Annotated in this window: 19 protein-coding genes; 9 read left to right on the top strand and 10 right to left on the bottom strand. The window is 67.0% G+C overall.

What is annotated here, in order from left to right; genetic code table 11:
- Window positions 1-54 precede the first annotated feature (54 nt).
- Window positions 55-624: a CDP-diacylglycerol--glycerol-3-phosphate 3-phosphatidyltransferase gene (pgsA, locus tag F4Y45_08235; GenBank protein ID MXY24495.1), complete on the top strand. Its 570-nt coding sequence runs from the start codon at window positions 55-57 to the stop codon at window positions 622-624.
- Here the strand turns inward: pgsA and bamD are convergent.
- Genes bamD through def form a run of 7 tightly spaced genes read right to left on the bottom strand, consistent with a single transcriptional unit; the run spans window position 596 to window position 7,011 of the window.
- Window positions 596-1,462, bottom strand: a complete 867-nt coding sequence (bamD, locus tag F4Y45_08240; GenBank protein MXY24496.1) for an outer membrane protein assembly factor BamD — start codon at window positions 1,460-1,462, stop codon at window positions 596-598. The genes pgsA and bamD overlap by 29 nt on opposite strands.
- Complete coding sequence (locus F4Y45_08245; GenBank protein ID MXY24497.1) at window positions 1,429-2,379, bottom strand: NAD-dependent epimerase/dehydratase family protein; 951 nt, start codon at window positions 2,377-2,379, stop codon at window positions 1,429-1,431. Before F4Y45_08245 ends, bamD begins: the two co-directional genes overlap by 34 nt.
- Window positions 2,380-3,072, bottom strand: coding sequence for a ribulose-phosphate 3-epimerase (rpe, locus tag F4Y45_08250; GenBank protein MXY24498.1), 693 nt, complete (start codon window positions 3,070-3,072; stop codon window positions 2,380-2,382).
- Window positions 3,069-3,791, bottom strand: a complete 723-nt coding sequence (locus F4Y45_08255) for a PASTA domain-containing protein (protein MXY24499.1) — start codon at window positions 3,789-3,791, stop codon at window positions 3,069-3,071. The genes rpe and F4Y45_08255 overlap by 4 nt, the downstream gene beginning before the upstream one ends.
- Window positions 3,792-3,842: 51 nt before the next feature.
- Complete coding sequence (locus tag F4Y45_08260) at window positions 3,843-5,273, bottom strand: 16S rRNA (cytosine(967)-C(5))-methyltransferase RsmB (protein MXY24500.1); 1,431 nt, start codon at window positions 5,271-5,273, stop codon at window positions 3,843-3,845.
- Window positions 5,274-5,281: 8 nt separating this feature from the next.
- Window positions 5,282-6,382 (bottom strand): methionyl-tRNA formyltransferase, encoded by a 1,101-nt coding sequence (locus F4Y45_08265; protein MXY24501.1) that lies wholly within the window; start codon window positions 6,380-6,382, stop codon window positions 5,282-5,284.
- A complete protein-coding gene (gene def, locus F4Y45_08270; GenBank protein MXY24502.1) occupies window positions 6,265-7,011 on the bottom strand; it encodes a peptide deformylase in 747 nt (248 codons plus the stop codon). Before def ends, F4Y45_08265 begins: the two co-directional genes overlap by 118 nt.
- Here def and F4Y45_08275 point away from each other — a divergent pair.
- The 3 genes from F4Y45_08275 to F4Y45_08285 all read left to right on the top strand — a co-directional run bounded on the left by F4Y45_08275 (window position 6,888) and on the right by F4Y45_08285 (window position 9,982).
- A complete protein-coding gene (locus F4Y45_08275) occupies window positions 6,888-7,898 on the top strand; it encodes a sigma-54-dependent Fis family transcriptional regulator (protein ID MXY24503.1) in 1,011 nt (336 codons plus the stop codon). The two genes, def and F4Y45_08275, sit on opposite strands and share 124 nt — an antisense overlap.
- 139 nt (window positions 7,899-8,037) lie before the next feature.
- Window positions 8,038-9,369 carry a Gfo/Idh/MocA family oxidoreductase gene (locus tag F4Y45_08280; protein MXY24504.1) on the top strand — a complete coding sequence of 444 codons (1,332 nt, stop codon included), beginning with the start codon at window positions 8,038-8,040 and terminating at the stop codon, window positions 9,367-9,369.
- A 61-nt stretch (window positions 9,370-9,430) separates the two neighbouring features.
- Window positions 9,431-9,982 carry a matrixin family metalloprotease gene (locus F4Y45_08285; GenBank protein ID MXY24505.1) on the top strand — a complete coding sequence of 184 codons (552 nt, stop codon included), beginning with the start codon at window positions 9,431-9,433 and terminating at the stop codon, window positions 9,980-9,982.
- A gap of 48 nt (window positions 9,983-10,030) precedes the next feature.
- On the opposite strand, the gene F4Y45_08290 is transcribed toward F4Y45_08285, so the two are convergent.
- From F4Y45_08290 to F4Y45_08300, 3 genes are read right to left on the bottom strand one after another with little or no spacing between them, the layout of a single operon-like run.
- Window positions 10,031-10,963: an alpha/beta hydrolase gene (locus F4Y45_08290; GenBank protein ID MXY24506.1), complete on the bottom strand. Its 933-nt coding sequence runs from the start codon at window positions 10,961-10,963 to the stop codon at window positions 10,031-10,033.
- A 41-nt stretch (window positions 10,964-11,004) separates the two neighbouring features.
- Window positions 11,005-12,342: a phosphopyruvate hydratase gene (locus F4Y45_08295; protein ID MXY24507.1), complete on the bottom strand. Its 1,338-nt coding sequence runs from the start codon at window positions 12,340-12,342 to the stop codon at window positions 11,005-11,007.
- Between the two features lie 12 nt (window positions 12,343-12,354).
- Complete coding sequence (locus F4Y45_08300) at window positions 12,355-13,323, bottom strand: aminoglycoside phosphotransferase family protein (protein MXY24508.1); 969 nt, start codon at window positions 13,321-13,323, stop codon at window positions 12,355-12,357.
- Window positions 13,324-13,430: 107 nt separating this feature from the next.
- Between F4Y45_08300 and F4Y45_08305 the strand changes: the two genes are divergently transcribed.
- The 5 genes from F4Y45_08305 (at window position 13,431) to F4Y45_08325 (ending at window position 20,547) form a co-directional block, all read left to right on the top strand.
- Window positions 13,431-14,375 (top strand): hydroxyacid dehydrogenase, encoded by a 945-nt coding sequence (locus F4Y45_08305; GenBank protein MXY24509.1) that lies wholly within the window; start codon window positions 13,431-13,433, stop codon window positions 14,373-14,375.
- 60 nt (window positions 14,376-14,435) lie between these two features.
- The gene (locus F4Y45_08310; protein MXY24510.1) at window positions 14,436-16,058 is read left to right on the top strand and encodes a PQQ-dependent dehydrogenase, methanol/ethanol family; all 1,623 of its coding nucleotides are present in this window, start codon (window positions 14,436-14,438) and stop codon (window positions 16,056-16,058) included.
- A gap of 118 nt (window positions 16,059-16,176) precedes the next feature.
- Window positions 16,177-17,493, top strand: a complete 1,317-nt coding sequence (locus F4Y45_08315) for a hypothetical protein (GenBank protein ID MXY24511.1) — start codon at window positions 16,177-16,179, stop codon at window positions 17,491-17,493.
- A 1-nt stretch (window position 17,494) separates the two neighbouring features.
- Window positions 17,495-18,346 carry a hypothetical protein gene (locus F4Y45_08320; protein ID MXY24512.1) on the top strand — a complete coding sequence of 284 codons (852 nt, stop codon included), beginning with the start codon at window positions 17,495-17,497 and terminating at the stop codon, window positions 18,344-18,346.
- The gene (locus tag F4Y45_08325) at window positions 18,343-20,547 is read left to right on the top strand and encodes a PQQ-binding-like beta-propeller repeat protein (GenBank protein ID MXY24513.1); all 2,205 of its coding nucleotides are present in this window, start codon (window positions 18,343-18,345) and stop codon (window positions 20,545-20,547) included. Before F4Y45_08320 ends, F4Y45_08325 begins: the two co-directional genes overlap by 4 nt.
- Window positions 20,548-20,575 lie beyond the last annotated feature (28 nt).

The raw sequence follows: 20,575 nt of genomic DNA on the forward strand, positions 1-20,575 counted from the left end.
AACCGACCCGCCCCCGAGCGTGGTTAGAATACAGATGGGTCGAGACAGCCGCGGATGAACCTGCCCAATACGCTAACCCTCGCCCGGATCTTTCTGATCCCACTCCTGGTCGTCGTGCTGCTCACGCGGTTCGAGGCGGAGCGGATCTTCGGCCTCCCGAAGGAAGTTGTTGGCGCGGCGATCTTCGGTCTCGCGGCGTTCACCGACTGGCTCGACGGCTACGTGGCGCGTCGGCGCCGGCAAGTGACCCAACTCGGCCAGTTGATGGACCCGCTGGCGGACAAGCTGCTGATTACCGCCGCGCTCATCTCGCTCGTGCAGATGGGGATGGCTCCCGCCTGGATGGTCGCGGTCATCCTCGGACGCGAACTGGCTATCACGGTGCTCCGAAGCATCGCCTATACGCGTGGCGTGACGATCCCTGCCTCGCGCCTCGGCAAGGTAAAGATGGCGTCACAGGTCGTAGCGATCCTCCTCCTGATCCTGGGCAACCAGGTGTGGATCTTCTGGCTGCTCGGGACGATCGCGCTCTGGCTGGTGCTGACCGCCGCGATTTGGTCGGCGATCGACTACTACCGGCGGTATGGTGGTGTCATCACCGATCCAGGTCCATCGCAACCTTGAGTTCGGCGATCCGGCGGTTGGCGTCCTCGATGAACTCCGTATTGGGGAACTCCTCAACCAGCCGCTCGAAGTACGGCAGTGCTTCCGCTCCCCGGTTCAATTGGGCAAGCGAATCGCCAAGGTGGAAGTACACCTGATCGCGCCGGGTGTAGGCCGGGTCTTCGTCCAGGATCTCGCGGAAACGGGAGATGGCCCCTGGAAAGTAATTGGCTCGATAGTAGTAGCGGCCGACGAGGAAACTCGAGTCGCTCAGCCGGTCGCGCGCCTCACGCAGCTTTGATCGCACTTCGTCGATCAGCTCGGCTGTGGAAAACTCGGAGTAGGTCTGCATGAAGCGCTCGAACTCCTCGACGGCGAACCGGGTCTCCGACTGGTCACGCTCCGGGCGGCGCATCTGGTTGTAGTAGACCATCCCCAGTTTGTATTGGGCCTCGGGGCCCAGCGGGTGCGTGGGCGGATAGAGCCGGAGGAACTCGCGCAGTTCGGCGAGCGCAGCGACGAAGCCGGTTGCCGATCCCTCTCCTTCGTAAGTCTCCACGACGCCAATCCGCGCGTTGGCGCGCAGTTCGCTCTGCGGGTAGTTGTCGCGAATCTGAACGAAGTACTCGCGGGCAGTCGCCCATTCCTCCGCGGCCAGCGCCTCCTGGCCACGTTCGAAGAGAAGCGTGTCGGCTCCCTCGGCGGTAAACGGAACTTCCGGTTCCGGATTTCCACCGCAGGCGGAGAAAGCCGCCAGGGTGAGCATCGCGAGGGCGACTGCGACGGGCCGGAGTCGGCGCGGGCTTCGCGCCCGCAAGCCAAGCGTCATGCTACGTTGGACGGCACATTCGTCAACCATTGGTACTCTGCCAGTATCCCATCTTCCAGGGCAACAGTGGGAACGAACCCCAGGTCCGTCCGGGCGCGTGACGTGTCGGCGAACGTGTCGCGCATGTCGCCCTTCTGCGCCGCCTCGCAATGGATCTCGGGTTTGCGTCCCGTCACGTCGGCAATTACATCGAGAATCTCGTTCATCGAGACTCGGGAGCCCCCGCCGATGTTGTAAACGCCGCCGGGGCGGCCGCGGAAACCGGCGGCGACAGTCGCGGCGACCGCATCCTCGACGAAGGTGAAGTCGCGCGTCTGCTCTCCGTCGCCGTACAGATGGATTGGCTCGCCAGCCGCCACGGCGCGGAGGAACCGGTTGAAGGCCATGTCGGGGCGCTGGCGTGGGCCGTATACGGTGAAGTAGCGGAGGGCCACGGCCGGAACACCGTTCGTCGCCTGGTAGAGGAGGCAGAGGTGCTCGGCCGCCAGCTTCGTCACGCCGTAGGGTGAGACCGGCTGCGGTCGCGCATCTTCGACCATCGGCAACTCCACGCGGTCGCCGTAGACCGACGAACTCGACGCGTAGACGAACCGCTCGAGTTGGCGGCTGGCGCATGCCTCGAGCAGGATCTGCGTCGCGTCGATGTTCAACTCGGTATAGATCGCGAAGTCGCGACCCCAGCTCGCCCGGACACCGGCCTGTGCCGCAAGATGAAATACATGCGTGACGCCGTCGAGCAGGTCTGGCAAGTCAGCGTTGCGAATGGAGGTCTCGACGAAGTTGAAGGCGGCCCGTTTCCGCAGTGACGCCAGGTTCGCTTCCTTTACTTCGCGTGCGTAGTAGTCGGTGAACGCGTCAAGTCCCGTCACCTCGTACCCGCGCTCCAGTAGATGTTCGGATAGATGCGAGCCGATGAACCCCGCCGCCCCCGTTACGAGCGCCCTCATCTATCCTTCGCCTGCAACTGCGAGTCCCGACAACGCCGCCTCGCGCAGGGCATGCGTCGCGGAGGCCGGATTTTCAGCTCCATAGATGGCCGACGCCGCCACGAGAATCTCGGCGCCTGCCGCCACCAGTTCAGCGGCGTTCGCAGGGCTGACGCCGCCATCAACCTCGACCGGCGCACGGTTGCCGGCCGCATCGAGCAGGGCGCGCGCCTCGCCTACCCTCGCCGTGCTCTCGGGAATGAACAGTTGTCCTGCATAGCCCGGGTTGACGGACATCACGACTACGTAGTCCACCTGGTTCGCTACGGCCTTGAGCGCGTCAACCGGGGTTCCCGGATTGACTGCGGCGCCGGCGGCGAGGCCATGTGCACGGATCGCGGAGAGGGTCCGGTGCAGGTGAGGAGTTGCTTCGAGATGAACCGAAATCATCGCCGCGCCCGCCATCGCGAACGCCTCGATGTGCCGTTCCGGCTCGATCACCATCAGGTGGACGTCGAGCGGCACGCCGGCCACTCGTTTGAGTGCTTCGACAATCGGAATCCCTATCGAGATGTTCGGCACGAACCGCCCGTCCATGACGTCGACGTGCAGAAGGTCGGCGCCGCCGGCCTCTACCGCACGCGCGGCCTCACCCAGTGCGGCGAAGTCGCACGCCAGCACGGATGGCGCAATACGAACGGCAGGTGCTGTCACCGACTCACTTCCAGGGAGATTGCGTCGGCCTGAGTCACCTGATAGCCGGCGCTGGGCGCCTGATCGATCACGACGCCGGGGTCGATGCCCGGATACGGATGATCACCCACCACCGACACACGGAATCCGCGCGCCCGCAGGATGGCGGCGGCAGCCTCGCCATCCACACCAATCAAGTTCGGCATGACGTACGTCTGCCCGCGCTCCCCACGATTGACCAGCAGCGCGATCTGTTCGCCGCTGCCCGCCGGAGGCGGATCCTGCGCCACGACGGAGTTCGTGGGGTACCGGCTCGAACGGATCTCCGAAACGGCGTCGAGAATAAAGGCATTGTCGATCAGGCGCTGGCGCGCACCGGTTTCCGACTCGCCGATCAGCGACGGCGCTTCACCCGCGTTCGGGCCGGAGCTGATCCAGAGTTTCACGTTGCGGCGTCGGCGCGTGTTGACACCGGGCCGCGGATCCTGGGCAGCGATGCGTCCTGGTTCGATGGCAGGGTGAATCCTGCGCTGCGGATCGAAGCGGGCCTGCAGTCCCTGGTCGGACAGGATACGTATTGCCTCCTGCGGGGCAAGGCCGCGCAGGTCGGGGGTCGGCACCTCACGTGCCCGGATCGCCAGTTGTAGTCCGGCAAACGTGAAGAGCCCGAAAGTGCCGGCCAATGCGCCAGCGAGCAGGATGAGCCTGGCGACCCTATGCAGCCCGGCCGAGACCCTCATCAAACCTCCAGTTTAAGAGACACGCTCCCGCTCCGACAAGGCCGGCTCGCCTCACGCAGCCTTCCGCCGCAGGACGGCGCCGAAGAATGCATCGACACCGTCGCGGAACGGAAGCGTCCGGAAGTAGCCCGCATTGTCGACGAACGGTCGTGCGACCGGGCTCTCCGGTTGGATCAGCGTGAACGCGGTGCGGTCTTCCAGGAACTGTGCAACCACTTCCTCGTTCTCTTCGGGTTCGCTCGAGCAGGTCGAATAGACCAGCCGACCACCGCGACGCACGCACGCGGCGGCGCGGCGCAGCATCGCGAGTTGCCGATCGGCGAAGACGTGCAAGTCACGGGGTTCGCGGCGCCATTTGATGTCCGGGTCGCGGCGGACGATTCCAAGGCCGGAGCAGGGGGCGTCGAGGAGGACGTGGTCGAACCGTTCACCGAATGGGAGTGGCGCGGTTGCGTCCAGCCTGACAACCGCGACGTTGGAGAGGCCAAGGCGCTCCCGGGCGCGCTTGAGGAGCGAGACGCGATGCGGGCGGTGGTCGCAGGCGACAACCAGCGCGACGCCGTCGTCCTGGCGGCGGGCCGACGGCGCCGACACCTCCACGCGGGGCGCGGCAAGACCGGCGGTCTTGTTTCCTGGTGAGGCGCACAGGTCGAGAATCGTGCCGCCCGCAGGTAGCGTTACGAGTTCGAGAATCAGTTGCGAGGCTTCGTCCTGTATGACGAAGAGGCCCTCCGCCGCAAGCGGGGTCGAGGCCGGGTCGCCGACCTGGACGTGGAGTCCGTGAGGGGCGTGACGGGCAGGAGTCGTCCTGACGTCGTAGGCGGCGAGGGCGGTGGCGAGACCCGACGCACTGATCCGCGCGAGATTGGGACGCAGCGTGACAGGCGGAACGCCATTGTTGAAACGGGTCCAGTCGACGGCCGCGTCGAATCCGTGGCGATCGAGCCAGCGGGCAACAAGCCAGCGCGGGTGGGAAAGGGTGACGCCGAGATAGTCAAGGGCTGGTTCACGAGAAATGAGAGGATTCTCGGCGTTCTCCGGGCGCGTGTCATGCGCTGGCGCATCGGGAAGAGACAACGCCGGGGCACGCCGTGTATCAGCCAGGGCGCGAAGGACCGCGTTGACGAAGCCCGCGCCGCGAGGCTTGCCAATGACTCTGCTCAGCGTGACCGCGTCGGCGACGACAGCGTGGGGCGGTATTCGATCCAGCCAGTGGATCTGATACGTAGCGGCACGGAGCAGGTCGAGGATCGGGGGCGAGATTCTCGCGAGCGGACGTGTTGACACCTGTGTCAGAAAGTGATCGATCGCGTTGCGCCAGCGGAGAGTGCCACACGCTATCTCGCCGGCCAGCGCCCGGTCGCGCGGGTCGTTGAGTTCCCGACGCGCCGCGGCGAGGGCGGTTGCCAGATCCCGACGCAGATGCACCGCGCGCAGCACCTGATGCGCCGCGACGCGCGCGGGTGCCACCTGTCTGGTCATGGTGGAGGTCACACCGGAAGATCGAATCGGACACCGGGCCGCCAGGGGCGGCCAGCGAGGAAGGCCCGGGCCGAAAGGCGCGAGCCACCTTCCGGCTGCAACTCGTGGATGGCAACGGAATGATCGTCGCCCGCGGCAACTATCAGGCTGTCAAGATGCGCCTCCACGATGGTGCCGGGCGGTTCCGCGGGCGAGGAGCCGTCAGACGGCGGCATAACCAGTGTCGTGCGGTGGATCAGATAGCGCTTGCCGTCCAGTGCCGCGGACGCGTGTGGCCAGGGCTGCAGGCCGCGCACCTGGTTGTGGATCGCCTCCGCCGGACGCCGCCAGTCGAGAACGCCGTCCGCCTTCGTCAGGCGGGGCGCGAGAGTCGCGAGCCCGTGATCCTGTTCCTCGAAGACCGCAGTGCCAGCGGCGATGCGGTCCACTGTATCGACCAGCAGGTCGGCGCCGATCTCCGCCAGAGCCGCTTCCACCGCACTGCTCGTTTCCGACGGCTCGATTGGCCGTGCGCGCCTGGCCAGCATCGGGCCGGCGTCCATTTCCTTCACCAATTGGATGATCGTCACGCCGGTCTCGGTCTCTCCCGCCATGATCGCCCGATGGACCGGCGCTGCGCCGCGCCACTTCGGCAGGAGCGAAGCGTGCACGTTGATCGCTCCGTGCGCGCAGGCGCCTAGCAGCCACTCCGGCAACAGCCGACCGTACGCCGCCACCACCGCCAGGTCGTGCTCACAGGCGGTGAGCCGGGCGCGGAATGTCTCGTCAGTCAGGCGTTCCGGTTGAAGCACGAGAAGCTCCTTCGCCGCCGCCAGTTCCTTTACCGCCGAGGGAAACATGCGCCGCCCACGCCCGCGCGGGCGATCCGGTTGCGTAACCACGGCGACCACGTCGTGCGCGGAGGCGAGCAGCCGGTCCAGGGTCGTGGCGGCAAACGACGGTGTGCCGTAGAAGACGATTCTCAGCGCTCGATTCTCCTGGCGAGTCGGGGCTACCACCGCCCGGCGCGCCGCAACCGTTTGATCTTCCTGGCAATCAGCTCCCGCCGGATGCCGCTCAGGCGATTCAGAAAGAGGGAGCCATCCAGGTGGTCCATCTCGTGGGCAAATGCCCTAGCCAGAACACCGGTACCTTCCGCCTCGCGTGATGTTCCATCGCGGTCCAGCCCACGTACGACGGCGCGCGCCGGTCGTGTTACTACCGCGCTGAATCCCGGGATGCTGAGGCACCCTTCGTCCTCCCGCTGGGTGCCCTCGCGGGCGATCCACTCCGGGTTGACCATCACGAGAAGCGCGTTCGCATCGTGACCGCCCGACGGATCCACAACGAAGATCCGCTTGGCGACACCTACCTGCGAAGCTGCCAGTCCTATCCCCTGCGCCGCGTACATCGTCTCGACCATGTCGTCGATCAAGGCTTGCGTATCCGCCGTAATCTCTTCGACATCGACGGCCGGCCGGACGAGCAGCTCGTCGCCGAGTCGCAGGATTCTCCGAATCACGCGGCGATTGTATTGCGGACCGTACGTCCGGCGAGCCGCGCGTCCGCCTGCTGGCCACCAGGGAGAGCCGAGAGGTTCTGAGTTGGCACGGAATTTGACAGTGGCGGAGCCCCATGAGCCGACACTGGACCAAGCGTGACACGGAGAGCGGAAGACGGGTCGAGGGCGGGCTGGCGCGGCTGATGGGGAAGAGCCCGGCCATGGTCGCGCTACGCAAGGCCGTCGCGCGTGCGGCATCCGCTCCCTTTCCGGTGCTGATCGAAGGAGAGAGCGGTACCGGTAAGGAACTCGTGGCGCGGGCGCTGCACGAGGAAGGCCCGCGGCGGCACGAGCGGTTCTCGGCGGTCAACTGCGCGACATTCAGCGACGAGTTGATTGATGCGGAACTGTTCGGTCACGCCAAGGGGGCGTTCACCGGCGCCGGGCAGGCGCGCCGTGGCCTGTTGGAGGAGACTTCCGGTGGAACCGTGTTCCTCGACGAAGTGGGAGAGTTGTCGCCGCGCGGGCAGGCGAAGCTGCTGCGCACGTTGCAGGAGGGTGAGATCCGAAAACTGGGGGAGAACCGGACGCGGAACCTCGACCTGCGGGTAGTTGCCGCCACCAACCGCGGCCTCACCAGGGAGGCCGACCGCGGCTGCTTCCGCCGCGACCTGCTCTATCGTCTCGATGTGGTCCACCTCGATGTGCCGCCGCTACGCGACCGACCGGACGACATCGAGGCGCTCGCCGAGCACTATTGGGGACGGACGCTGGCGCAGACCCAGGGACACGCCCGCCTGTCACGCGACACGCTGGCGGTGCTTGTCTCGCACGAATGGCCGGGCAACGTCCGTGAACTGCAGAACGTCCTCGCGGCATTGGCGATTCAGGCGCCACCGGAAGGGGAGGTGGGACCGCACCTGCTCCCCGCGGGATTTCGCCGCACGGTTGAGGAACGCCGCCCGACGCTGGCGGAAGCGCGGCGGGCATTCGAACGGGCGTTCGTGCGCGCCGCCCTCATCCGCGCGAACGGCCAGCGGCGCCGGGCCGCCCGGGAACTGGGGATGTCGCGCCAGGGATTGAGCAAGCTGATCGACCGTCTCGGCATCGATTCCGGCGGCGGAGCGACGACGCGCTCCACTTGACGCCGCCGTCCATTAGGCTGGCGGCGGTGCCGTCCGCCAGTCGCAGCCGGCCACGCGACTCAATTCAGTATCATTCGGGACGGACGTCATCGCTTGCGTTTTCCGACGTCCGCGAGGTCGCCGTCGAGCGTCGGGAGACATGGAAGTGGGTAACCGGATCTCGCGTCGCAGATTCCTGGCCGCGGCATCTGCGGCTTCGGTGATGATCGTGCCGCGTCACGTTCTCGGCGGGCGCGGCACGCAGGCGCCGAGCGACACGCTCAACATCGCGGGAATCGGCGTGGGTGGCCGCGGACGGGCCGACGTGCGGGGCTGCGACAGCGAGAACATCGCGGCCCTGTGCGACGTGGATCTGGGCTTTGCCGCGCGCACCTTCCGCGAGTTTCCGGACGCCCGCGTCTACCAGGACTACCGGCGGATGCTCGATCTCGAACCCGGTCTCGACGCGGTAATTGTCGCGACCCCGGACCACACGCACGCCGTGATCGCGATGGAGGTGATGAGGCGGGGCAAGCACGTCTTCTGCGAGAAGCCGCTGACGCGCACGGTGGCAGAGGCGCGCGCACTGGCCGCCGCGGCTCGTGAGCACGGCGTCGCGACGCAGATGGGGAACCAGGGACACGCGGGAGAGGGGACGCGCCAGATTCGCGAGTGGCTCGAGGCGGGGACCATCGGCACGGTGCGCGAGGTGCACTACTGGACCAACCGGCCCATCTGGCCGCAGGCCATCGAACGCCCGACGGAAGCTCACCATGCACCGCCGGGACTCGACTGGGATTTGTTTCTCGGGCCGGCGCCGCACCGCCCGTTTCACCCGGCCTATCACCCGTTCCGTTGGCGCGGTTGGTGGGACTACGGCACTGGCGCGCTGGGGGATATTGCCTGTCACGCCATGGACGCCGCGTTCTGGGCTCTCGAACTCGGGCAACCGACGCGCATCGAGGCGGAGACCACGCCTCTCTTCAAGGAAACGGCACCAGCCGTCTCACGCATCGTCTACGAGTTCCCGGCGCGCGGCGAGCGACCTCCGGTCCGGGTCGTCTGGCGCGACGGCAGCCTTGCGCCGCCGCGCCCGCCCCAGTTGGCCGACGGGGAACAGCTGCCGGGAGGGTCCAGCGGTCAATTGTTCGTGGGGGACGACGGCCTGATCGGCGCGGACATGTACGGCCGCGAGCCGCGCGCGTTTCCGACGGCGCTGCACGACGAGGTGACGGCCAGCCCGCCGCCAGAAAAGTACCCGCGGTCACCGGGTGTCTATCGGGAATGGATCGACGCCTGCAAGGGCCGTGGCGCCTCTGGTTCCAGCTTCGAAGAGCATGCCGGCCCGCTGACCGAGGTCGTGTTGCTCGGCAATCTGGCCGTGCGTAGCGGAGCCGCCATCGATTGGGACTCCGAGCGGATGCGCGTCTCGAACGTGCCTGAGGCGAACGCCTTCCTCGAAGAGGAGTACCGTGAAGGCTGGAGTCTGTGACGCGTCCGGGCGTCTGGTTCTTCCGGGCAGGTAAGTGCAAACCGCGGCGCTAGCGGTTACCGTGTTGCTGATCGTCCCGACAGCCGGCGATCAGCGGATTGAGGCGGCACGGGATGCGGTCAGCTTCTGGAACGCCAGGTTGGCGGAGTTGGAAGTTGCCACCCGCCTCGACGGACCGCGCGTCGTAGTGGCCCCGCCGGAACTGCGTGACATCGAGAACTACGCGCGTCGGGTTGCTCAGCGCGCGGTCCGCCTTCCGGCAGGAGATGCGGAACCCGATGCGCCAGCGGAGGTGACGAACCTCGACGCCGATGTCATCCTGCTGCTGTCGGCGCAGGACATCCTGTCGTACGCTTGGCCGCTTCCGCGCATCGAACCGCCGCGCTACCTGGTTGTCATCCGTTCCGTCCGCGGTCCCGACCGGGGCGATGCGATGGTCACCCGACATGTCGTAGCGCACGAGCTGGGGCACACGCTCGGTCTGCTGCACAACGAGGAGCCCGATACGCTGATGTGCGGCCCATGTCAGCCGCTGCTGTCGATTCCCGACGAGACGGGTTACTTGCCCCTGACGGACAGCGAGCGGGCGCGCCTGCGCGCCCTGCACCCCTGACCGGCGAGCCCGCCTTCCGTCACCCCTGGCGAGCCCGCCGAGTGACGGCTACTCGTTGGACGTGGCGGACGTCAGCCCATGTTCACCCAGGAACCGGCGGATGGTGTTGTAGATCATCTGATTCTGGTCGGGCGTAAAGCCGCCGTGGCCACCGCCGGGGATGGTCAGCAACTGGTTCGGGGCGCCCGCGTCGTCGAGCGCTTCATGCAGGCGGGTCGCGTGGTCGTAGGGGACGATCGAATCGGCGTCGCCGTGGATCGTCAGGATGGGCGGCAGGTCGCCCCGGATGTAGTGCGTCGGGGATACGCGTGTCGCGACGTCGTTACGGTCGGGACGGCTGCCGAGCCAGGCCTCGGTGAAATTGCCGGATGTGCCGGGCGTCCGGTTTGCCAAGTCGTGGACGTCGGTGATCCCGTACCAATTGACGATCGCCGCCACCTTCAGTTCGGCGGTCGACGTGTTGCCGGTCGTCCACACCCGGCGTCGGTCTCCCGGGCACTGCGCGTCGAGGCCGGCCGAGGCGGGAAGCACGCCGGTCGTGAGCGCGAGGTGGCCGCCAGCGGAGTTGCCCGTCACGACGATTCGCTCGACATCGAAGTTGAACCCCTCGGCATTCCGGTAGATCCAGCGCAGCGCGCAACGGCAATCCTCCACTGCGGCCGGCGCGTGCGCCGCGTCGGCCAAGCGGTAGGAGACGTTCACCACGGCCCAGCCCATCTCGAGATAGGGAAGGAAGGTGAGCGCCGATGCTTCCTTGCTGCCGTTCGTCCAGCCACCGCCATGGATGTACATCAGCGTTGGGGCCGGGCCCGATGCGCCGCGCGGCCGGTAGACGTCCAGGGTCAGGTCGCGCCCGTCGGCGCGGTGGTAGACGACGTTCGGCGTGAGTTGGTAACTCGTGGCGACGCGCACGAACGCCGCCGCGGCATCGCCTCCCTGCGCCGCGGCGGACGGCGTGAAGCCTGGGGCCATCAGCAGCATGCCCACCAAACCGTAGGTCGCAGGTCGAGCAGCAGTCGTCGTTATCGCCATCGCTGTTTCTCCTTCAGGACGCCATCGGCAGATTGAGTTCCGGGGCGTGCCGGACGCAACGCCGAGGCGCCGGCAAATCTGGCGTCACCGCCGAGCGCCTCCTCGATCCGGAGCATTTCGTTCCACTTCGCCATCCGTTCCGATCGGGCAAACGAACCCACCTTGAGCTGGCCGGCGCTCCACCCAACCGCGAGATGGGCGATTGTGACATCTTCCGTCTCTCCGGAGCGCGCGGAGACGATCGTAGCGAAATCCGCGGCAACAGCTGCGTCGAGCGCGGCGCGGGTTTCGGTGATCGTACCCGCCTGATTCGGCTTGACGAGGAGGGCGTTGCAGGCGCAGGTTCGAGCCGCATCGGCGACGCGCGCCGCATTGGTCACGAGATAGTCGTCGCCGACGACCTGCACACGGTGGCCGACGGCGGCCGTGAAGCGCCGCATGCCGTCGGCGTCCGTCTCCGCGAGGGGGTCCTCGACGGAGGCGATCGGATAACGGTCGATCCAATCGATCAGCATCTCCGCCAGGCCGTCGCTGTCGACGTCCTGTCCGTCGAGACCGAGAACGTATCGCCCCCCCCGGTAGAAGGTCGACGCGGCGACGTCGAGCGAGATGGCCATTTCTTCACCCGGCCGCCGCCCCGCCGACTCGATGGCCTGGACCAGTTGCTCGATCGCGCTCTCGTTCGTGTCGAACGCGGGCCACCAGCCTCCTTCATCCGCGACGCCCTGCAGGCGTCCCGCTTCCTCCATCTGCCTTCCAGCCACACGGTAGACATCGGCCGTCCAGTCGAGGGCCTCGGCGAACGAGGTTGCGCCTACCGGCATCACCATCACATCCTGAAGGTCCGCCCGGCCGCGAGCATGTGCTCCGCCGCCGAAGATCTGTATTTCGGGCAGCGGCAGGATGGCCGGCGCATCACCCAGGAGATGACTCCAGAGCGGCAAGGGTTCGGCCGCGGCCGCGGCATGGAGGACCGCCATCGACACGGCGATTAGCGCATTGCCCCCGAGGCGGCTCCGGCTGTTCGTGCCATCGAGATCGACGAGCGTCCGATCAATGGCAGTCTGAGCGCCTGCGTCCAGCCCAAGGAGGGCTCGCCGGATTACGCCGTTGACGTTCCGGACGGCGCCGCTAACGCCGTACCCGCCGAACGCATCACCTCCGTCACGAAGGTCGACCGCCTCGCCGCTCCCGGTTGATGCTCCCGCCGGTGCGATGGCGCGGCCCACGGCGCCGTTCGACAGGCCCACCTCCACCTCTATTGTCGGCCGCCCGCGTGAGTCCCAGACGCGCCGTGCGGTCACCTGCGTGATGGATCTCGCGTCGATCGATGCTGACATCTAGCGCGCTTCTTCCAGTGTGTCGGCCCACGCGGCCGGGATCGGGGCGAGCGCCGGAACCGGCTCCAGCAGGAATCGGCGGGCCGTCCGGCGAACCTGGTTGCGACCAGTGTCGCCGGTGACGTACTCCACTGGCGACTTGCCGTCGACACGCGCCAGGAACAGCCCGGGGAGGAGATGTGCCGTCCGTTCCTCAAGTTCCGCGCTCGGCTCCCAGCTCACACCCTGAAGATAGGAGTCGGCGAGCGCCTCGAAGGCATCGAGGAAGCGCCCGCTCGCCGCGGGCGTCCAAAGACACTTCAGCAGCAGGTGGTTCAAGCAGAACGCGAGATCGAACGCCGGGTCGCCGTACCAGGCGCATTCGGCGTCGAGGAAGATCGGACCGTCCGGCCCTACCAGAATGTTTTTCGGACTGACGTCGCCATGGACCAGCGCCCGCTTCGTTGCTGCCGTCTTCGTGGCGAGGGCGCGCAGCCGCGGCGCCAATTCAGGGTGGCGGTCCGCTGTGGCCAGCAGGTACGGCTCCAGCCGGATGGCCAGGAAGATATCGTCCGTTCGAAAGCGCGCGGCGATTTCCTCCCGTCCGGCGGTGGCCGCATGTATCGCGGCAAGGCGCTCGCCGACGGCGCGGGCGGTCGATATGCGAACGTCGCCGTTTCGGAGTTGCGCCTTCCAGAGGGGGTGCGTATGTGGATCGAGGAACCCCATTGCGAAGCAGCCTGCGCGCGCGTCCTGGGCGACGAGGGGAGGTACGGACCCGGGAACGATTCGCGCCGCCTCCCGCATCCAGGCCCACTCGTACCCGTTTCGTTCCACCGGCGCCTCCCACATCGCCGCGACCTTCAAGCGTGGCAGCGCCCGCTTGACGCAGAGGGGACCGGTTGGAAGATCGACACGCCAGATATCGGAGGAGACGCCGCCCGGTAATGGCGTGAGCGGAGGAGAGGCCGTCGCATCGATCAGGTTCATGCGGCGCAAGGCGTCCAGAATGGCGTCCGGATGGGTCACGCAGCGCGTATGATACCGGCGCACGTTGACGCCTTCGGGATTGCATCCTCCCAGGCGCGCTGATCACCATGAAGGTGCTCTGCCACTACGCGGCCAGCCGTGACTTCGAACGCCGGTTCGCGAACCTGGCGCCGGACGCCGTCGAATTGGCGATCTGCCCGGTCGAGGATCTGGACCGCTACCACCGCCTGATCGGCGACACGGACGTGCTCTGGCACGTTCTGCTGCCGCTGAGCGCGGAGATGATTGAGGCGGGGCCGTCCCTCCGCCTGATCCAGAAGATCGGGATCGGCGTGAACACGATCGACCTCGAGGCCGCGCGCCGCCGCGGCATTCCCGTCTGCAACATGCCGGGAACCAACACGCAGGCCGTCGCGGAGGCAACCCTGCTGCTGATGCTCGGGGCGCTTCGCCGCGCCGCTCAGGTCGACAGGACTACACGCGTGGGGAACGGCTGGGCACTGCAGACGGCATTGCAGGACGACTGCGGGGAGGTGGCGGGCCGGACGGTCGGCCTGATCGGCTTCGGCGCCGTTGCGCAGCGGCTGGCGCCGGTCCTCGCGGCGATGGGCGCGCGCGTCCTGTACGTGAGCCGGACGCCCAAGCCGGATGCGGCGGGGGAGCGGGTGCCGCTCGACCGGCTCCTGTCGGAAAGCGACATCGTTTCGCTGCACCTTCCGATCACGCCGGAAACGGAGCGCTTGATCGACGCTGCGGCGATCGAACGGATGAAGCCGGGCGCGGTGATCGTCAACACGGCGCGAGGCGGGCTGATCGATGAGGCGGAGCTGGTGGCGGCGCTGAGCGATGGCCGGATCGCCGCGGCCGGTCTGGACGTCTACGAAGCCGAACCCGCACCAGCGACGAATCCCCTCTTTGCCATGGAGAATGTGATCGTTGCGCCGCACCTGGCCTGGCTGACGCGCGAGACGATCGAGCGGAGCCTTGCGGTGGCGCTGGAGAACTGCCGCCGCCTGGGGGCGGGAGACGAGCTGCTGCACCGCGTCGTCTAAGGACATCCGCGGCTGAAGTATCATCGCGGGAATGCCGTCCCGGCGGAGGGAGGAATGCCCATGTCCCGCATTGCAACGGCCGTCGCGCTGCTTGCTTCCCTATCGGTTGTCGCCGTCGCGCAGGAGGCGGACGTGCCCCGTTTCGAGCCTGTCACGTGGGAGCGCCTGGTGAACGCGGCCGACGAACCGCACAACTGGTTGATGTACAACGGCACCCTCGACGCCAGACGATTCAGCCGTCTCGATCAGGTCAACACCACGAACGTGGCGAACCTCGAGTTGAAATGGGCCTACAACATCCGGGCTCTCGATCGGGCCGAGACGACGCCGCTCGTGGTCGACGGCGTGATGTTCATCACGGAATCGCCGAGCAACGTCACCGCGGTAGATGCCACCAACGGGCGACCTTACTGGCGCTACGTGCATCCCCTGCCCGAGGACATTCGGATCTGCTGCGGGCGGAACAACCGAGGCGTCGCCATTCTTGGGGAAACGCTTTACATGAGCACGCTGGACGCCCACCTCGTGGCAATCGATGCGCGAAGCGGCAGCGTTATCTGGGACGCCGAGGTGGCCAACTACCAAGCCGGCTACAGCAAGACCGCGGCGCCGCTCGTCGTGAAGGACAAGGTGGTGACCGGGATCGCGGGGGGCGAATTCGGAATCCGGGGCTTCCTTGATTCCTACGACGCGGCTACGGGCGAACTCCACTGGCGGACCTACACCATCCCCGGGCCGGACGAGCCCGGCAACCAGACGTGGGCGGGCGAGTCGTGGCGGACGGGCGGATCGCCCACCTGGATTACCGGTTCGTACGATCCGGAGCTGAACCTGGTGTACTGGGGGACTGGCAACCCTGGACCCGACTGGAACGGCGATGTCCGGCTGGGCGATAACCTCTATTCCGATTCGGTACTCGCACTGGACGGAGACACCGGCGAGATGGCGTGGTACTTCCAATTCACCCCGCACGACGTGCACGACTGGGACGCCATCCAGATCCCAGTGCTCGCCGATATCGAAATGGAGGGCGAGACGCGCCAGACGATGCTCTGGGCGAACCGCAACGCCTTCTATTACACGCTCGACCGCGTTACCGGCGAGTTTCTTCTCGGCAAGCCGTTTGCGCTGCAGACCTGGGCGGAAGGGCTGGACGAGAACGGACGGCCGATCCGCCTTCCCAACACCGCGCCGACCGTTGAAGGAACCGTGGTGGCGCCGACCGCCGGTGGCGCAACGAATTGGTGGTCGCCATCGTTCAGCCCGGAAACCGGCCTGCTCTACGTCAACACCTTCGACGGCGAAGGGGAGTTCTTCACTCGGGAAGAGGAGTACGAGGAAGGGGAGCGCTACACCGGCGGCGGCGTGCAGTCGCCCATGCCCGTCGACAATTACCGGAGCGCCATCCGCGCCCTTGAGCCAGCCACCGGCGACATAGCCTGGGAGTTCCCGATGAAACCGCGGGCACGGACCGGCGTGATGGCTACGGCGGGGGGTCTCGTGTTTGCCGCAACCGTCGACGGCTACTTCTTCGCCCTCGACGCCGACGACGGCACGGAACTCTGGAACATTCCGCTCGGCGGTCCCGTCAATGCGAACCCGATGACGTACGCGGTCGACGGCCGGCAGTACGTCACGATGACGGTTGGCAACGTCGTTTACACGTTCGGGCTGGCGGACTGAACGCCCTTGTTGCGCGCCGACCCATCCCGTTCCGGCGAGGCCGGTTCCACCCTCACCGCGTGGCGGTGACCGGCGCGTGTGGTAGTGTCCGGGGAGACGAAACGGATGGAGGAAGACCATGGCGCGATGGACGATTCAGCGCACCGGTAGGCAGGTCTGGCTCGCGGCGCTCCTTTTCGCTGCGGCCACGTTCACCGTCGCGCCGGCCGAGGCCCAGGACGTCACGTTCACCAAGGATGTGGCGCCCATCATGTGGACGCACTGCGTCGAATGCCATCGGCCCGGCTCGTTCGCTCCGATGTCTCTGCTCGACTACGAGATGGCGAAGCGCTACTCCGACCGGATCAAGTTCCGCGTTCAGGAGCGCCTCATGCCGCCCTGGCACATCGACGCGAACGTCGGCGTGCAGGCGTACAAGAACGACATCTCCCTGAGCGACGATCAGATCGACACGATCGTGCGATGGGTGGACGTCGGCGCGCCTCGCGGCCAGGGCGAGTTGCCGGCGGTGCCAGATTTCCCGGAGGGGGGATCGTGGCAGCTCGAGGCGGAACTGAAGCGTCCACCGGATCTCATCGTCCGGTCCACGCCCTATGACGTCGAGGCCAACGGCCAGGACCAGTGGTGGGAGCCGACGGTGCAGGTCGAGGGGATCGACGAGCCCCGCTGGATCCAGGCTTACGAGTTCAAGCCGTCGTACCCCGGCGGCATGAAAGTCGTTCACCATGGCCACGCCTACTACCAGACGGCCGATAGCGAGCGCGGCGTCGCGATAGCCCATTACGGGGTTGGCAAGCGCTACGAGGTCTTCCCGGAGGACACCGGCATGCTCCTCCCGGCGGGCAAGGCGGACGTGAGGTGGAACCTGCACTATGCGCCGTTTGCCACGACGGAGGCTGTTCCCGATGACGTCGTGGAGGTCGGCCTTTGGTTCCATCCCGAAGGCGTGACGCCGCGGATCGCAACGGCGGGCGAGGTGCTGTTCCGGGTGGACCGGATGGGCGGCATGCCCCGCGGCGGCGACATCCTGATACCTCCCAACAGCTACAGGGTGATCCAGGGAGTCCACGTGCTCGACCGCCCCGCGCTGATCCAGAGCTTCCGCCCGCACATGCACACCCGCGGCAAGGAGATGTCGCTCGAGGCGCTTTACCCGGACGGCCGACGGGAGATGCTCGGCAAGATCGACAACTACCGCCACAACTGGCAAATCACCTACCTGATCGAGGAAGGGGCACAGCCACTACTGCCGCGGGGCACGACGCTCCTGTTCACGTCGGTCTTCGATAACACGGCGGCCAACGAGATCAACCCCGACCCAAACCAATGGGTCGTCTTCGGGCGGCGCGGCGTAGACGAGATGTCGCATATGTGGGTTGGCATTTCGTATCTGGATGAAGAGCAGTACGGCATGCTGCTGGCCGAACGCGACTAAGATGCGCGGCTGGCGAAGCCTGATCGGCCTCGGGATCCTCGGCCTGCTCATGGCGAGCGCGGAACCCGCGGCCGGGCAGGTCATCCCCCTTGAGAACCGGACGTTCGACGAACAGACGCTACGTCCGCGCGGGCAGGGCATCATCCCGATCTTCGACGGGTGGTACCGGAACGTGGACGGCTCGTCCGACATCTGCTTTGGCTACTACAGCCTCAACACCGAAGAGGCGGTGGACATCCCGATAGGGTCCGCCAATGTCGTCGATCCGGCGGAGTTCAACGGCGGGCAGCCGACCCATTTCGATCCCGTTCCCGAGACACCGTATCGGCGGTACTACTGCGTTTTCACGGTGACGGTACCGAGCGGGTTCGGCCGGCGGCAGGAAGTCGTCTGGACGATCGAGCGGGGTACGGCGCGCGCCTCCACACCCGGCCACCTGCATCCCGACTACGTGCTCGACGAGCCTGATTCCGACGGCCGGGCGGAATCGGCCCCAACGCTGCGCTTCGAGGAGAACGGACCGGGTTTCCGGGGACGTTCGGGACGGACGGCGGTAGGACGAACGGTCGCGGTGGGGGAGCCGCTCGAACTCACGGTCTGGGCGGAGCACGGAGGCGAGCGTAGCTGGCTGGGCTGGACCAAACACCAGGGGCCGGGCGACGTGACCATCACCGCCCCCGAACTCTGGGTCGAGCCGGCGGAGGGCAGCGCAACGGTCACGGCTACGTTCGATCAGCCTGGCGACTATCTGCTCCGGGTGCAGGGAATCGACGATCCGGTGGAAGACTTCGAGTTCCACTGCTGTTGGACCAACGGCTACGTGCCGGTCACCGTGACGGCGGGTGCCCGATGATGCGCGGCTGGATCACGCTCGCCACCGCGATGGCGGCGCTGACGCTGGCCGGCGCGGTTGGCATGGTGGCACAGGCCGCCTTTGGGCAGGCGCCCGGCGACGATCAGGCGTCCTACACCGCCGACCAGGCGCAAACCGGTGAAGCGCTCTATCTCCAGCAGTGCGCCTCGTGTCACCTGGTCGACCTGCGCGGTCAGTTCGAGGCTCCCGAACTGGCCGGTCCCAATTTCCGCAACATCTGGGGCAACCGAACCGTCACCGACCTGCTCACGATCATCGACGAGACGATGCCGGTGCAGTCACCCGGCTCGCTCAGCGACGAGCAGCGTTCCGCGATCGTCGCATTCATCCTCCGTGAGAACGGGATCGCCGCGTCGGACGCGCGGCTGACCGTGGCTTCCGCCGGCCTGGTCCGACCGGATGGTCGCGGCGCGACGGCCCGTGCCGAGGACATCCTCCCGCCGGTACCGGGGCGTCTCGGAACCGGACCCTCACCGGATTCAATCGACCGGCCACCGGAGGTCGTAGGCGACGTGAGCGAAACCCCGACGGGCGTCACCCGGACCTATCGACCCGCGGAGCGATTCATGCCGGTCCGGGATGCCGATCTGGCCGATCCACCCGAGGGGGACTGGCTCCATTGGCGCGGCAACCCTGGCTCCTGGGGCTACAGCCCGCTGGATCAGGTCGACACCGGCAACGTCCACCGCCTTCAGCTTGCGTGGTCGTGGGGCATGGAGCAGGGGCGGAGCCAGCAGGCGCCGCTGGTCAGGGACGGCGTTCTCTTCCTGAGCAACCCCGGCAACGTCGTCCAGGCGCTAGACGGCATCGACGGGACGCCGCTTTGGGAGTATCGCCGCACGTTTCCAGAAGGCCGGCGCGGCGGGCACCTCCGGACCCTTGCGGTCTGGGAGGACCTGATCTTCGTCGCCACGAGTGACGCCCACCTGGTCGCGCTCGACGCCCGTAGCGGCGTCGTACGGTGGGAAACCGAGGTGGCCGACGCCGAGCTCGGCTTCGGAAACACGTCGGGGCCTATCGTGATCGACGGTAAGGTCATCAACGGCATAAGCGGGTGCGGCCGATTCCACCCGGAGAGTTGCTTCATCACGGCACACGACGCGCGCACCGGGGAAGAGCTGTGGCGGACGTTTACGGTCGCGCGTCCCGGCGAACCCGGGGGCGACTCGTGGGGTGACCTCCCGATCGAGTTTCGCGGGGGCGCCGATGTCTGGATTCCGGGGAGCTGGGACGCCGAGCTTGGCCTGAGCTTCTGGGGAACGGCCCAGGCCAAGCCGTGGGTAGCGGCGAGCCGGGGACTCACGACGGAGCACGAGACGCTTTACGCCAACTCGACGTTGGCGCTGGACATCGACACCGGCGAGATCGTCTGGTACTTCACCCACGTGCCGGGCGAGACGCTCGACATGGACGAGTCCTTCGAGCGGATCGTCGTCGACCTCGACGGCGAGCGCGTCGTCCTGAGCGCGGGCAAGAACGGCATCCTCTGGAAGCTCGATGCCCGAACGGGCCGGTTCCTCGGCTTGACCGAGACTGTCTACCAGAACGTCTTCGAGACGGTCGACCGTGAAACCGGCCGGGTCGTCTACCGGGAGGACATTCGTAATGCGCAGATCGGCGACTGGATGTCGGTCTGTCCATCGACGGCGGGCGGTCACAATTGGCAGGCGGGCGCCTATCATTCCGAGACCGCCTTGCTGGTCCTGCCGCTCAGCCAGAGCTGCATGGAGATCGCCGGCCGCGAGGCGGTGCTCGAGATTGGGTCGGGGGGCTCCGCCGGCATCCGGGCCTGGCGTCCCATGCCCGGCAAGGAGGGGCTGTTCGGCAAACTCGCCGCCTACGACGTCCGCACCCTCGACGAAGTGTGGAGCGTCGAGCAGCCGGCCGCGTTCCTCACCGGCGCGCTCACCACCGCCGGAGGCCTCGTTTTCGCGGGCGACTTCGATCGTTGGATCCGCGCCTACGACGTCCGCACCGGCGAAGTGCTCTGGAAGAGCCGGCTGGGCACGGCGGTCATGGGGTTCCCGATCAGCTACGAGGCGGACGGTGTCCAGTACGTGGCGGTGGCGACCGCCCGCGGCGGCGGCAGCCCCTGGCGTATCCCTACGTTTCTGACCCCTGAGCTTGTGAGTCCGGAGGGCCACAACGCACTCTACGTCTTCCGGGTGAGCGAGCCCTAGGCGAGATGTAGAAGCGGGGCAGCCATGG

It is taken from the genome of Acidobacteriota bacterium, assembly GCA_009838525.1.
Lineage (GTDB): Bacteria > Acidobacteriota > Vicinamibacteria > Vicinamibacterales > UBA8438 > VXRJ01.

What these genes read in the sequence shown, in the direction of transcription:
- pgsA (MXY24495.1), top strand. Translation starts at nt 55, where the DNA reads ATGAACCTGCCCAATACGCTAACCCTCGCCCGGATCTTTCTGATCCCA.
- bamD (MXY24496.1), bottom strand. Translation starts at nt 1,462, where the DNA reads ATGGTTGACGAATGTGCCGTCCAACGTAGCATGACGCTTGGCTTGCGG.
- F4Y45_08245 (MXY24497.1), bottom strand. Translation starts at nt 2,379, where the DNA reads ATGAGGGCGCTCGTAACGGGGGCGGCGGGGTTCATCGGCTCGCATCTA.
- F4Y45_08255 (MXY24499.1), bottom strand. Translation starts at nt 3,791, where the DNA reads ATGAGGGTCTCGGCCGGGCTGCATAGGGTCGCCAGGCTCATCCTGCTC.
- F4Y45_08260 (MXY24500.1), bottom strand. Translation starts at nt 5,273, where the DNA reads ATGACCAGACAGGTGGCACCCGCGCGCGTCGCGGCGCATCAGGTGCTG.
- F4Y45_08275 (MXY24503.1), top strand. Translation starts at nt 6,888, where the DNA reads ATGAGCCGACACTGGACCAAGCGTGACACGGAGAGCGGAAGACGGGTC.
- def (MXY24502.1), bottom strand. Translation starts at nt 7,011, where the DNA reads ATGCCGCACGCGCGACGGCCTTGCGTAGCGCGACCATGGCCGGGCTCT.
- F4Y45_08280 (MXY24504.1), top strand. Translation starts at nt 8,038, where the DNA reads ATGGAAGTGGGTAACCGGATCTCGCGTCGCAGATTCCTGGCCGCGGCA.
- F4Y45_08290 (MXY24506.1), bottom strand. Translation starts at nt 10,963, where the DNA reads ATGCTGCTGATGGCCCCAGGCTTCACGCCGTCCGCCGCGGCGCAGGGA.
- F4Y45_08300 (MXY24508.1), bottom strand. Translation starts at nt 13,323, where the DNA reads ATGAACCTGATCGATGCGACGGCCTCTCCTCCGCTCACGCCATTACCG.
- F4Y45_08305 (MXY24509.1), top strand. Translation starts at nt 13,431, where the DNA reads ATGAAGGTGCTCTGCCACTACGCGGCCAGCCGTGACTTCGAACGCCGG.
- F4Y45_08310 (MXY24510.1), top strand. Translation starts at nt 14,436, where the DNA reads ATGTCCCGCATTGCAACGGCCGTCGCGCTGCTTGCTTCCCTATCGGTT.
- F4Y45_08315 (MXY24511.1), top strand. Translation starts at nt 16,177, where the DNA reads ATGGCGCGATGGACGATTCAGCGCACCGGTAGGCAGGTCTGGCTCGCG.
- F4Y45_08320 (MXY24512.1), top strand. Translation starts at nt 17,495, where the DNA reads ATGCGCGGCTGGCGAAGCCTGATCGGCCTCGGGATCCTCGGCCTGCTC.
- F4Y45_08325 (MXY24513.1), top strand. Translation starts at nt 18,343, where the DNA reads ATGATGCGCGGCTGGATCACGCTCGCCACCGCGATGGCGGCGCTGACG.